The sequence below is a fragment of the Arthrobacter sp. MAHUQ-56 genome (genome assembly GCF_019710585.1).
In the GTDB taxonomy this organism is placed as follows: Bacteria; Actinomycetota; Actinomycetes; order Actinomycetales; family Micrococcaceae; genus Arthrobacter.
Genome location: NZ_JAIFZQ010000008.1, coordinates 173,950 through 187,198 on the forward strand (window position 1 = coordinate 173,950; position 13,249 = coordinate 187,198).

At 64.9% G+C, this 13,249-nt stretch carries 8 protein-coding genes; 4 read left to right on the top strand and 4 right to left on the bottom strand.

The window, feature by feature from the left end; translation table 11 throughout:
• Window positions 1-88: 88 nt before the first annotated feature.
• Together K4G53_RS04995 and K4G53_RS05000 are read left to right on the top strand one after the other, a co-directional pair.
• Entirely contained in the window at window positions 89-1,216 is a 1,128-nt protein-coding gene (locus K4G53_RS04995) for a glycosyltransferase (protein ID WP_221384394.1), read from the top strand.
• A gap of 227 nt (window positions 1,217-1,443) precedes the next feature.
• Window positions 1,444-2,295 (top strand): hypothetical protein, encoded by an 852-nt coding sequence (locus K4G53_RS05000; protein ID WP_221384395.1) that lies wholly within the window; start codon window positions 1,444-1,446, stop codon window positions 2,293-2,295.
• Between the two features lie 367 nt (window positions 2,296-2,662).
• On the opposite strand, the gene K4G53_RS05005 is transcribed toward K4G53_RS05000, so the two are convergent.
• Window positions 2,663-3,946: a hypothetical protein gene (locus K4G53_RS05005; RefSeq protein ID WP_221384396.1), complete on the bottom strand. Its 1,284-nt coding sequence runs from the start codon at window positions 3,944-3,946 to the stop codon at window positions 2,663-2,665.
• 193 nt (window positions 3,947-4,139) lie between these two features.
• The gene (locus K4G53_RS21435) at window positions 4,140-5,300 is read right to left on the bottom strand and encodes a glycosyltransferase family 4 protein (RefSeq protein ID WP_221384397.1); all 1,161 of its coding nucleotides are present in this window, start codon (window positions 5,298-5,300) and stop codon (window positions 4,140-4,142) included.
• Window positions 5,301-5,501: 201 nt separating this feature from the next.
• On the opposite strand from K4G53_RS21435, the gene K4G53_RS05015 reads away from it, so the two are divergent.
• Complete coding sequence (locus tag K4G53_RS05015; RefSeq protein ID WP_221384398.1) at window positions 5,502-6,953, top strand: lipopolysaccharide biosynthesis protein; 1,452 nt, start codon at window positions 5,502-5,504, stop codon at window positions 6,951-6,953.
• Between the two features lie 60 nt (window positions 6,954-7,013).
• Here K4G53_RS05015 and K4G53_RS05020 read toward each other — a convergent pair whose 3' ends face one another.
• The gene (locus K4G53_RS05020) at window positions 7,014-8,033 is read right to left on the bottom strand and encodes an aminoglycoside phosphotransferase family protein (protein ID WP_221384399.1); all 1,020 of its coding nucleotides are present in this window, start codon (window positions 8,031-8,033) and stop codon (window positions 7,014-7,016) included.
• Window positions 8,030-9,910, bottom strand: a complete 1,881-nt coding sequence (locus K4G53_RS05025) for a hypothetical protein (RefSeq protein WP_221384400.1) — start codon at window positions 9,908-9,910, stop codon at window positions 8,030-8,032. The genes K4G53_RS05020 and K4G53_RS05025 overlap by 4 nt, the downstream gene beginning before the upstream one ends.
• A gap of 556 nt (window positions 9,911-10,466) precedes the next feature.
• Here K4G53_RS05025 and K4G53_RS05030 point away from each other — a divergent pair.
• A complete protein-coding gene (locus tag K4G53_RS05030; RefSeq protein WP_221384401.1) occupies window positions 10,467-13,160 on the top strand; it encodes a LuxR family transcriptional regulator in 2,694 nt (897 codons plus the stop codon).
• The last annotated feature ends 89 nt before the right edge of the window (window positions 13,161-13,249 follow it).

Here is a 13,249-nt window from a genome sequence, read left to right on the forward strand (position 1 = left end):
ACATTCCCTGACCGCCCGCGGCTTTCGGCTTCGGCCGGCAGTACCGAACGCAGCAGCACTGTCTGACGAAACTTACAGAGGAGAACGAATGTCCAGGTCGGTTGTGGTCATCGGGACGCGCGGCTACCCGAGCTATTACGGTGGTTTTGAGACCGCCGTGCGGCGCTTGGCACCGTTTCTTGCCGACGCCGGATGGGACGTCAACGTGTACTGCCGGCCCGGCCAGACCAAAGACGAAGACGCCGACCGGGACCCGCGCGTGCGAACCACGACCACTGTGGGGCTGGAGAGCAAGTCGCTGAGTACCCTCTCCTTCGGTTTGTCCTCGGTTCTTCACGCAGTCTGGCAGAAGCCCCAGGTTGCATTGGTCATGAACGTGGCCAATGGCTTTTTCCTTCCACTCCTCAAGCTTCGGGGAATACCCACTGTGGTGAATGTGGATGGAATTGAATGGGAACGCGCCAAATGGAGCCGTTTCGCAAAGTTCGTATTCCGGCAGGGGGCACGGCTGACGGCGCGTTACGGCACCATCCTGATCAGCGACTCGCGCGAAATCCAACGCCGCTGGAAACAAGACTTTGGCAGGGACAGCGTCTTCATTCCCTATGGAGCGAACCTCGAAAGTCCACATGAAATCGTGCCGGGCCTGGAACCGGACTCCTACGTGCTGATGGTTGCCCGGTTTGTTCCCGAAAACACTGTTTCCGAGTTCTTCCAGGCGGCCGAAGTCCTCGCCGAGCAGCATCCAGTGGTCATCGTCGGTTCCAGTGGCTACGGCGGAACGCTGGACGAAGCCGCACAGCGCCTGGGCGAGCACGCCAACGTCCAGTGGCTTGGCCACGTCAGTGACGACCAGAAGCTCCTGTCGCTCTGGCACCATGCAGGCGTCTACTTCCATGGCCACAGCGTGGGGGGAACGAACCCGGCACTGGTCCAGGCGATGGCATGCGGGGCGCCCGTCGTAGCGCGGCATACTCCCTACAACGCCGAGGTCCTGACAACGGAGGAACACCTGGTGTCACCGGACCCCGCAGCCATTGAGCAGGCATTGCGCCGGATGTTGAACGACCAGGACTTGAGGGCCAAGGCCAGGGCAGCAAACAGGGAACGGGCGGCGGTGCACTACAACTGGGAAGATGTTTGCACGGGTTATGAACTGACGCTCCAGGAAGCGATCCTGGCCGGGAAGAGGAGCCGACGGGGGGCACGGAAGTGACCTTTGGACTCCGGACAAACGGAATTCAAGTTCCCCGCCCTGCCCCGGCCGGGTGTCCGCGGGTCATTGTGGTAAACCCCCTGGGTATGGCGCTCAGCCATTACACCGCTGCCCTGGTGCAGCATCTGTCTGATGCAGGAATTGAGTCAGAACAGCTTTCTGTTCTCGAGCCCTCACAATCCGGAAAAAGCCGTCTGCACTGGCTGGCAGCCTATTCGCGGCTGCTCATGTCCGCGGGGCGGCAGGCACGCAAGGCGCACGCGCCTGAGAAGGTCCTTCTCACGTGGCCGGTACTCGGTTTCCTGGATCTCCTGATGGTCAAGGCCCTGTGTGGCCGCTCGGGAATCGTCATCTATCACGACCCGCGGCCACTCGTCCGGTCGGTAGGCAGCAGCCGTGCTGTCGCCCGCGCGGTGCGGCTGGTCCGGAACCGGCCCGCCACCGTGGTGCACAGCAAGGAAGCAGCGAAGGCCATGGAGGACGTGGGACTGGGGGATGGCCTCACGGTGCTGCCCCATCCGATGTTTCCTGCCACCGCCGCAGCCGGCGAGCCCGCGCCCGCCCATGGGACAGACACCAGGCCGCGTGTCCGCGTGCTCGGCCAGTACAAGGCTGACCGGGACGTTGGCCTGCTCGAGTCATTGGCAGGCAGGCTTGGCTCGAAGTACCAGCTCGACGTGGTTGGCCGCGGCTGGCCGGACGTGAAGGGCTGGAACGTCGACGCGCGCTTCGTCCCCGAGGCGGAACTCGATGAACTTATTGCAACCAGTGGCGCCATACTCATCCCGTACAAGCGGTTCTACCAAAGCGGGATCGCCGTCCGGGCACTCGAACGGGCCGTTCCGATAGTCGGGCGGGCCGGGACGAGCCTGCGGGAACTGTACGGGCCGCAATCCCGTCTCCTGGTTCCGGAGGCCGGGGGCGCGCCAGGGACGGAACCGGAAGTCGAAGCGTGGGCCTCCGCGATTGAACATGCCCTGGAACACGGAAGAACCGAAGCAGCGCTGGCCGCACAACGCTTCCACGAGGAGGCAACCAGGGGCTGGGCTTCCCTCGGCCCGCGCCCCTCTTCCCGATAGCCCGACCCTCCTTCGCGCGTTCCGGCTTCCTTCGCTACGGCCCGCGCTACGGTCCGGCTTCCTTCGCGCAGCCCCGATCCGCCTTCGCTACAGCCCGGCCTGATTCGCGCAGCCCACTGCCTTCGCGGCAGTCCGGCTTCGTAGCCGTGGATAACCATCAAGGATTGTCCCCATCCATGGGTACGGCCAGGAGCGAGCTCCCCGACTTGATGTCCGTGAATTGGTGTCCGACGCGGCCTGGGCCGATGGATGGGTGGATTGCCGACTCCGGATCCGCTGTCTCCGGTAGTCCGGACCGGAACGCGACGTGCCCGTTCGCAGCGCAGGAGGTGGGCGGTGGAGCGGAATTTGCTGTGGGGAGGTTGCCCTACAGGTGCTGCAGTGCCTGCCCACCCGCGGCGCTGTACGACGGCGGCGCCTGCCGCGGCGTCCTGAGGCCGAGGACTGCGCCTGCGGCCAGCCAAAGAACCGGAGTCGACGCAATCGACGACGCGGATTCGGACGAAGCCACGGCCAGGACGAAGGCAATCGTGAGCCAGACCGCAAGGCTCGCACCCCTCGGCACCCGGCGGAGCAGCTTCCAAATGCGAACAGTGAGCAGCAGTACGGCGATGATGATGGGCCAGCCCAGCCAGGCGAAATAAAGGCCCAGGAGGCTCTCGCTGCCCACGCCGGTGGACGCTCCTTCCAGTGCCGCCTGGTACCCGGTGGTGCCGAAGCCCAGCCCAAGGGGCGACTGCAGGCCCAGCATGAGGCCGGAGAACAGTCCGTCTGAGTGGCTCGCCGTATTGCCTTGCTCAACGAATGTCGAGAAGAGGTAGCCGCCAAGTCCGATGCCCACGAGCAGGCCGGCGTATTTGCCGATTCTTACCCAGATCAGATAGACCAGCGTCACTACGAGGAAGATCAGGATGCCGGCGCGGGCGTAGGCGAAGAAGAGGGACAAGCCGATTGCTGCCAGCATGCCGATCCGGGCGAAACCACGGAGCTTTGCGACGGCGGCAAATGCTGCCAGCCCCAGCAGGAAGCCCATAACCGGCGGGTTCATGAAGGGGCCACCCGGGCGGAGGGCCGCTTCGCCATCAGTGACGCCATCCGCGAAGTACGCGGGTGGAAGCCCCATCCTCATTCCTTTCGGGTTGCCGCCAACAACGTTCAGGTAGTACCAGGCGGGATCAATCAGCGGAGCCTGCTTGATCTCCTCTACGATGACCCACGCCACTGTCAGGGCGCCGAAAACCAGCAGCCAGCTGACCACCTTGGACCACTGGATGAGGTCCCGGTACACGTAGCCTGCGAAGACGAGCCCCAGGGGCATGAGTACCTGCCGCGCCTGGGCGATGCCGATTCCACTGTCCGGAGAACGAATGAACCCAATAGCCACGAACAGGACCAGGAGCAACAGCAGCCCAAGGGCCCTTTGCAGCCGCCTGTCCGAAGCGGTGAAAGCCCTGATGACGGCGGCCAGAACCAGGACGGCGACCGGAACGTCATCAACGTATTGGAAAGCACTCGAGTGGGTGAGGCTGAGCAGGGGCGCCTGGGACCACCCTGCGGCGATCACCAGCCCGATAAGCACATGGTAGGAGCGCCCCAGGATCAGCGCGAGACTGATCAGTGCCAAGGCGACCACAAGGGAAAGCAATTGCACGGGTTGGTCGCTCCTCTGCTTATCGGTCATGACGCCCAGGTGGCTTCAAGAGGCCCGAAGCGGCCCGGCGTCGCGGCGAATGGTCCGCACTTTCACCGTAGGTGCACGGCGAGGCCGCCACTAGGCCAACCCCGGCCGGTTTGTGGGTATCCGCATGACGTCTGCGGACGGGCAGTCCCGCCATTGCAGGGAACTACAAGGACTGAAGATCCTGCCCGGTGCAGAGAGCGGCGGCGACTGCGTTCCTCCAGTACGCGACGAAAGGCGCAACAGCCTCCCGGGCATCACGTTCCCTGCGCAGCACCGCGATCTGGTTTCCAAGGCGGTCAAGGACGGCGGGGTCCGTAATGGTCTTGTATGCGGCTTCTGCAAGCGCCGGAACCGAGGCGGGCACCACCACGAGGCCCCCCGCCCTGGCGGCTTCCCCCAAAGTCCCGGCGTCAAAACCGATCACCGGAGTGCCATAGGCAAAGGCCCGGGAAACCACGCCCGATGCCGGCAGCATCTGCCCGTAAAAGCGGCTCGTCTTGTCGTAAGGCAGCAGGATGGCCCGCACGGATTCAAAAAAAGCGTCCTCCTGGGCGCCCTCAACAGCACCAAGGATGGTAACTCCAGGCACGGGAGGAAGTTTCTCCGTTCCGCGGCCGGCAACAATGACTTCCACATCGCGGGGAATTCCGTGGCGCAGCTCAACGAGCCTTTCAAACCCTTTGCCCTTGGCTGCGTGGCCATAAAGTCCGACGGCGAGCGGCCGGTCCGGGAGCGGCGCAAGAGAAGGCCTGGGCGGGACGAAATGTACCGCGGGCATCACCGGAGAGCCCGGGAAAGTCTGCCGGAGTGCGCCGGCTCCGACCTCGCTGAGCGCGAAAAGGGCGGTGTTCCGCAGCAGCAGCCTTTCCAGCCATGCGCTGACGGGACGAAGCGGCAGGTGGATTCCGTGCTGGAGAAGTTTGCTCTTCGCGACCGGCTTCAGCCGGAAGGGCCACCAGACCGCCCACGGGGGGTCGTGCACGGTTGCCGTGGTGATGACACTGGCGCCGCGGCCGGCGAGGAGCCAAAAAGGAGCCAGCGACGCCGCGGACAACTCGAAGTGGAGTACCACCGGGCCGCGGGAAAGGGACGTGCCTATCTCCGCGGAGAGCTGTTTCCGGTAACGGAACAAATCAAGAATCCCGGCGCTGCCCGGGCCAAAGGTTCTGACCTCGCGATAGGAGGAAAACAGCGGGGCGGCAGCGGCGGCAAATTCCCCTGCATAATCTCCGACCCCGCCGGAATTCTCCTGCGGCGCGACAAGAATGAGCGTTGCCGGAATTGGCTCATTGTTACTTATGGGAACTGCGTCTGCTTTGTTCACGATTCTCCGCATACGCCAAAAGACGGTAATTTCGGGGGAAACTAATCCTGGTCAAGTTTATCCGGCGGCAGCGCGCACCGGCAGTGTGCGGGACCGGTTATGGGGAAAACCCCTAATCCCACAAACATTTCCCCGTCCGGGCCCCCGGGCCGCACATCGGCAGTAGTCTGCTGCAATGTGGCCACAGGAAGGCTCCGAACCATGACCAACGTCGCTGGTGGACTTGCCCGCGTCGGCTTCCGGGGAGCCGTCTGGCAAGGGCTCGCGCTCATCTCCGGCAAGGGCATCGTGCTCCTCACGACGATCGTGCTGGCGCGCCTCCTATCGCCGGAACAGTACGGCCTCGTGGCTGCGGCGCTGGTCCTCATGGCCTACATGGAGACCATCGCCGACGCCGGCGTGGCCCAGGCCCTGGTTTACCTGCCTGCCTCGGGGGTAGCGGCGCGCTCAGCGCTGCTCGTTTCGGTGGTCCTGGGTGCAGGCCTTGCGGTCCTGGCCATTATCGCTGCGCCCTGGATCGGCGGGCTGTTCCAGCTGCCCGACGTCGAACCCCTGGTGAGGGTGTTGGCCATCTCCCTGCTCGCCACCGCACTTGGGGCCGTCCCGGAAGCGCTGCTCCGGCGCGACCTGCAATTCAAGAAGCTGGCCGTGGCGCCCGTCTGCCGGGCACTGACCACAGGTGCCGTCAGCCTCACGCTCGCCTTCGCGGGCTACGGGGCTTTCTCCCTGGCAGCCGGCACTGCAAGCGGATCGGTTGCCTACGCTGCCACGTGTTGGTTCCTGATACGGCGCGACGCCCCGTGGCAGCTCTGGCGCGTAGCGAAGGACGCGATCCGCGCCACCCTCAAGTTCGGCGTCCCGGTGGCCGGCAGCAATCTGCTGGCCCGGCTGATTTTCGACATCGACTACGTGATCATTGCCTCGGTACTGGGTGCACAGGCCCTGGGTTACTACACCCTGGCCTTCCGACTCCCTGAAGCGCTGATCATCAATGTCTTCTTTGTGCTTTCCACCGTCCTGTTCCCCCTCTATACGCAGGTGCAGGACCAGCCGGGACGCCTGCGTGAAGGCTACCTGAAGGGTGTACGGATCCAGTCCCTCTACGGGATGACGTCCGGCGTTGGCCTGGCGGTCCTGGCACCGGTGATTGTCCCCCTGGTGTTTGGTTCGAAGTGGAGCGACTCAGTGGTGCCGCTGGTGTTCCTGTCCCTGTATGCCGCGGCTCGCTCCCTGGGGGCCGGCGCCAACGACGTGTACAAGGCCATAGGCCGTCCGGGACTGTCCATCACCTTCTCCAGCGTCAGGTTGGCAGTGTTGGTGCCGGTCCTGATCCTGTCCACCCAGTGGGGCATCGTCGGCGTCGCATGTGCGCAGATGGCCACGGCAGTGCTGTTTGCCTTCGGCATGCAGGCGGTGGCGGCAAGGGTCCTGGGAATTGGAGCGCGGGCCCTGCTCCGCGCAATCCTGCCTGCGCTGGCGTGCAGCCTCGCGGTGGTCCTGGCGGGACTGGAAATCCTCCTGCTGCCCTACCTTGGCGGCCTGCCCACCGCCGCTTTGGTACTGGTCACCTCGGTGGCTGCCGTCTACCTCGTCCTGCGCCTGGGCTTTGCGTCACTCCACGACGAGCTGGTGGTCCTCCTCCGCCGTCGCTGACGGGCCGCTGTTGGACCGGCGGCGCAAGGCCCCGAATTTTTACCAGGAATTCGGCAGGGATCAGCGCGGCGTCCAGGCCGTCACGGCGTGCCGCCAAAGCCAGAAGTCACGGTCAGCGGTGACTGCCGCCTGCAGGTGCCCGGTGTCGCCGCCGTACGTCCCCTCGCCGTTGAGCCGGTAGGCAAGGGTGGCCGCCGAACGCGCCCACGTGGCGATGACCAGGTAGGGAAGCAGCCCGGTGTCCACGTTCCGGAGCCTGAGGTGCTCCGTCACCGACGACACCGCCCATCCGCCGGGACTGAAGGCGTTGTTGAAGGCCTGGAGCTGGAGCTGGCGGGACGACAACGCCTGCTCCCGCGACTGGCCGACGTACTGCAAATAGAAGATCAGGTCATGGGCCGGCAATCCATCGAGGCGGGAACGCTCCCAGTCAACAACCTGAAGGCGGCCGTCGGGCTGGAGAAACAAGTTCTGGTAGCTGAGGTCGCCGTGTTCCACCACGGCCGGAAGCTGCTCCGACCGCAACGGCGCCAACGCCTGGTGTGTGAGGTCGACGAGGGCGGCCACTTCCGTCTGCCCCGGGAACAGCGAGGCAAGCGCAGCCAAGGGACGGCCTACTGTGCGCTCGTACCAATCCGGGTTTTCCGCGACCGGCCTGGTGCAGGGCAAGCCGGCGACGAAATCCATCCCGGCCTGTACTGCCCTGGCGAAGTCTTCCACAACCCGCCGGGGCTCCAACAGATCGCCGCCGACGGCCGTTTCGATGAGCACTGTCTGTCCGCCGACGTCCAGCACCCCGACTACTTCCGGAGCACCTTGCCCCGACCCCACGCCCAAGGACTTGAGCTCAAGGAGCACGTCAGCCTCTTTTCGTACGCTGGCGTTGTCCCCGGGTTGGCGGGGGACTTTGACTACCAGGGTTGGGCGGGCCGCACCTTCAGCAAAGACCAGCGCCACAACGTGCCGTGACGTGACGAACTGCGGTGTCAGCAGGAGGGTGGTCCACTTGCGGGGAACGCCGAACCGGGCAAGCCCAAGATCCCCGTAATGGTCGGCAAGCAGCTGGTCAATGTAGTTCACGCGGAGTCCTTCCCGGGCGCTGCCTCCGGCCACCGACCGATTACCGTTCCGGCTGGAGCGGCGACATCGAACAGGCCCAGGGTCAATGCCAGGCCGGCCACTGCAGCCTTGGCCTTGCCAAAACGGGCGCCGGAGTAATGGGCCAAGGTATCCCGGACGGCGGCCACTGACGCTGTGGGCACCAGGCGTTCCGGTCCTTCGAACCTGGGCACATGCCAATAGACGGCCACATCTTCAAAACCCAGTTTCTCCATGGCCCGCTTCCACCCCGCAAGGGTACGCGGGCCGGAACGTGGTCCGAACGAGCTCTGCACCTGCACGCACACCCATCCGTTCGGGCGGAGGGAGGCAGCGGCCACTTCGACCAGGGCGAGGTCCGGCCGGGACAGCAGAACGGTATCGAGATCGGGCACCGCCGCCCGCTCTTTGCCGGCTTCGATGCTGCGGGCGGCAGGATCCAGCAGGCTGATGGCGGCTACTGCCTCGGGGCTGATCCTGCCGCCGTAACCAACTTTCCCTGTTTTGCCCTGGGGAAGCAGGAAGCGCCAGTCCATCAGCATCCACTGGTGCAGGGGAATGGGGTCCGGGTCTGCCGGCCCCGCCGTCTTTTCGCCGCTCACGACCTTCCAGAGAAGTTCGGACGCCTTGCGTCGAACCCGGGATTCGGATTCACTGGCATCGATGATGCGCGCCGAAGGAAGGTGTGCTGCCAGCTCCAGATAGGCGTTCCGCCACTCCTCGAGTACCTCGGGGCTGTGTTCGCCTTTACGGGCGTACATCACCTCGCCGGGCACATCAAGCACCAGGACAAGGTCCGGCCGCGGTTGGACGTACAGCGCCAGGTCATCCGAGAGCCTCCGCAGCCGGCTCTTCGCCTGCCCGCCGCCAAGCATCCCGTCCTGGGCCAGCCGGTCCAGGAGCACCAGCCTCCCCCGCAGGGACTGGTACCTCGCCGTGAATCCCCCTCGAAGGATGCGGAACACCTTCCTGCCGAGGATGCCGCCCGGGACCTTTGCGATCCACCGGTCGGAAGGGCTGCTGGCCCAGAGGCCCATGTAGACGTATGACGAGGGCAGCGGGCAATGGGAGCGCAGGCCGTGGAGCAGCGTCGTTTTGCCGGCTCCATCCGGGGCAAGGACCCCGATGACAGGCCCCGCTCCCTGAAGACGCGGGCCAACACGCCGCAGGGCATGGTGGGCCAGGCCGACCAGCCTGGGCGGGCGCGCACTCCCCCGCCACCGGGACTTCATCCCCGCGGCGAATGCAGGCACCTCATGGAACCTGCCGGACTGCAACACATCCAGAAGGGCTGCGGCGGTTCCTTTCCCCAGTTTGCGGTCCACAAAGGCCGCCACAGGGTCCGTGGCCGATGCCAACACGCGGGCGGCCCTCGCAGCTTCCACTCTTCCGGGGGCTATTTCGCCCTTGTCCAGGACCAGGTGCAGGATGTGGAGCCAGGCCTGGTCAGCGGGGTCCGGCAGCCACAAGGGACCCAGACGGACCCTCCGCCGCAGGCAACCCTCCGCAAGCCCCGTGCCAAGTTCCTGGAACCGCCCGAAACTGATGTCCGAAACAATGTCGAGCTTGAGCCAAAGATCATCGCCGGGAAAGTACCGGAAGTAGAAACGGTGGCTGCCGTGGCCCAAGGCCCGGACGCGGCGGAACCCCACGCCGTCAAGAAGGTCGTCCAGGCCGCGCACCATTTCCCGGGGAACAAGGATGTCCACGTCCCCTGCAGGGCGGAGCAAATCATTCTCGCCCCTCAGCACCACCCATGGCAGGCCGGTGCTTTCCAAAGCCGCCAGCGCTGCTTCCAGGCCGCGGTGCACCTTCGGGATGGGCCGGCCATCCTGGACCGGCCGACGTCCGCCATTCAATTCCGCCTTGGTAAATGAGGCCGGCAGGTGGGGAGACACTGACAATTTACTCACCCTTCATGACAGTCCGAAACACGGAACACGCAGGTGTCCCGCCGGCGCAGCGGCCGTTCCGGGAGACTATGCCCAGGCTGCTCCAGTATCACGAGTAGAAGGTACTCACTTTTTCTGCAGGTGGGTTCCCACACTACGCAGGTAAGGGGCCTCCCGGCGGCAATCAGGGCTGGCACGGGGATGTGCGCATGCAGCAAACCATTAGGTAGGGGAGTGCGGGAACAGCGGGGCTTAGGTAGGTAGGGGCATGCCCCGCCATCTTGAGCAAAAGCGGGGGCGATCTTGAGCAAATCCAAAGCAGGATCGTATGGCGCGGCTTTCATTTTCGCGGCTATATTCTCATCTACGGCTGGGTACCGTGCCCGAGGCAGTACGCTGAGGGCCCCCGCCCTGAAGGTTATTCACCTGACTTCCAGGACGGTGAGCTCGCTTTTTAAAACGGGCTGTGTCAAAAACTACAACCGAAAGAATGCCGGTCTCCTTCTTCGAGAATTGGGGACCCATGTCTTTATTAGGCCGAAACAAGGAATTGGATAGGGTCCTGTCCGTAATCCGCGGACCCAAGGACGCCGCCTTGGCAGTCACCGGCGGACATGGGGTGGGGAAGTCCGCGTTGCTTTCAGAAATTCCCACACTCTCCGAATACCGGACGGTCTTCCTGGGAGCCACCGCATTCGAATCGGACTGGCCCCTGTCCGGACTGACCGCCCTCCTCAACGCCATGGACGATCCCGTACTCAACAGGATTTCGGATGAGCTGCTGCGCGACGCGGCCGGAACCCTGGATGTGCCGGCGATCTCCTCACTGCTCCTCAACGGCCTGCACCAGCGCTCATCCGCCCGGACCGTCATCGTGATCGACGACGCCGACCAGCTGGATCCGTGCAGCCAGGCGGTCATCGGATTCCTTGCCCGCCGCCTGGCGGGAACCGACATCGCCTTGGTCGTTTGCCTGCGCGATGATAACCCGGCCAGTCCGTTCAGCGGCCTGCCCGTGCTGTGCCTTCAGCCGCTGAACTACAGCGATACCGTACGGATGTTGGAGGCCATCCCCACCAAGCAGGCAACGACGGCTGTTGCACACGCCGTAGCCGCCGCCAGCCGCGGAAACCCGCTCGCCGCCGTCGAACTCCACAGCCGGCTCCTGGAGCGGCACGCGGAGGGCAAATTCGCGCTCCCGGTCCCGTTGCCCTGCAAGGGCAGCTTTGAGGCGGAATTCGCCTTGCTTGTCGGCGGACTCAGCGCACCCGCCCGTCACCTCCTGGACATCCTGTCCCTTTCGTACCGGAGCGACATCCCCAGCCTCGAAAAGGTCATGCCGGACGTCTGGGCCGGCCTGGACGAACTGCTGACCCGCGGGATAGTCCGCCGGACGGGCCCGTATGTCGGAATCCGCGACCAGCTGCTGCGGGGCTACATTTTTGCCTCCATGACGCCGGCCGTCCGGACGGCCAGCCACCGCGCCTTGGCGGAAGCCTCGGCTGACACCGATCCCTACGCCCGCAGGTGGCACCTCAGTTTCACGGCGTTGGAACGCCAGACACCCTTCGGCCTGCTTCGCCACGCCGTAGACCTGATACGGGGCGGCGAGGTGGCTTTCGCCGTCGAATACGTGGAACGCGCGCTGAGCATCAATCCCTGGGAGGCGGAAACGGCAGCCCGGCTGGCCACGGTAGCTGAGCTGCTGTTCAACCGCGGGGAGTTCGTCTATGCCAGGCGCTACCTGGAGTGGGCCCAACGGATTACCCGAAACCCCGCCCTGATCCTGCGGCTGACGGGCCTCTCCTTTGAGATCGACTTCATTCAAGGGGCAGCAGTGCGTTCAAGCATGGTGCTGCGCCTGGTGAAGGAATTCGGCCAACACGACCCGTCCTTCGCCGCGAACCTCCTGGCCGTCGCTGCCATCTACTATGCCGAGCGGTGGGAACTGGCCGACGCACGCGAACTGCTTGGCTATGCCAAAAACTTCCAGGATTCCGCATCCGCGGCATGCCTGGAGATCGAAGGACAGGCGGAGCTGCTGACCGAATGCATCAGCGGCAGCAGCGAACACCTGGGCCGCAAGCACAACCCGGAAGGCGAAAGCAGCCTTGCCGCACTCCTGGTCCAGGGCCGGGCACTCAGCTACGCGGAGCGCTATGACCACGCACAGGAAATCTTTGCCCGGGTCCGTGCCTCCCAGGAATCCGCGCATGCCAACTGGCGGGAAACCGCACTGTTCCTGGCGGCGGACAACGAGATCAGGGCCGGAAACATCAGGGCAGCAGTCAAGCTGATCGATGAACTGGAGGTCCGCGAACCACAGCTTAAGTACTTGCGCGGAATGCGGCATGTCTTCCGCGTCTGGAAGGCGCACGCGCTGGGCGACGAGGCCCTGGCCCACACGTATGCGGCCGAGGCCCAACGCCACGCCGGCGCGGACAGCCACCCCGCAGTCACGGCGCAGCTTGCGGCATGGCAGGGCCACTTCGCCCTGCTCCGGGGCGATCTCGCCGAGTCGCTTGCCCAACTGTCGCGGGCAGCCGAAATTGGCCTGCGCTTCAGCAGTCCCACCCTGCTGCGGTGCGACGCGGACCTCGTGGAAGTACTGGTCCGGCTGGGACGCCACCGCGAGGCCACGCAGGCACTGGTGAACCTCGAGAGCCGCTCCGTGGGCCTGCGGTCCCCGTGGCTGATGGCTGCGGTTGCCCGCAGCCGCGCGATCCTTGCCGACGGGGAGCAATCACTGCAGCTGTTCGCCCAGGCACTGGAGGGACGGAATGCACGCGATTCCCTGCTGGAGCGGGCCAGGACCATGCTGGCCTACGCAGAACGGCTGAAGGCCCTGGGCCGGCTGCGGGATGCCCGTGACGGGATGCTGCGGGCGAAGGTCATGTTCGACGAGATCGGCGCTGACGCGTGGGTCCAGCAGGTGGATGCGTTGCTGCTCGATGAAAGGGTGGAGGCACCAAGCCAGCAGGGGAACCCTGCCCTGCTGCTCCTCGCCGACCATGAACGCGTGCTGGCGAAAATGGTTGCCCGCGGAATGCGGAACAAAGAAATCGCCGCCACGCTCTTCGTTTCGGTGCGGACCGTGGAAGTACGGCTGACGGCCATTTACCGCAAACTCGGAGTTGAATCGCGGGCCCAGCTGACGGCCCTCGCGGCGAGCAAGGCAAAACCCGTCATGGAGCCGTACGTACTGCCTGTTCTCTGAGTGCAGCCGCAGCTTCTGCTGCAATCCGCATTTTCCACAATGTTCCTTGGCGGGGCCCACAAGCCGGCCGCCGAAACACTGCTCACCTT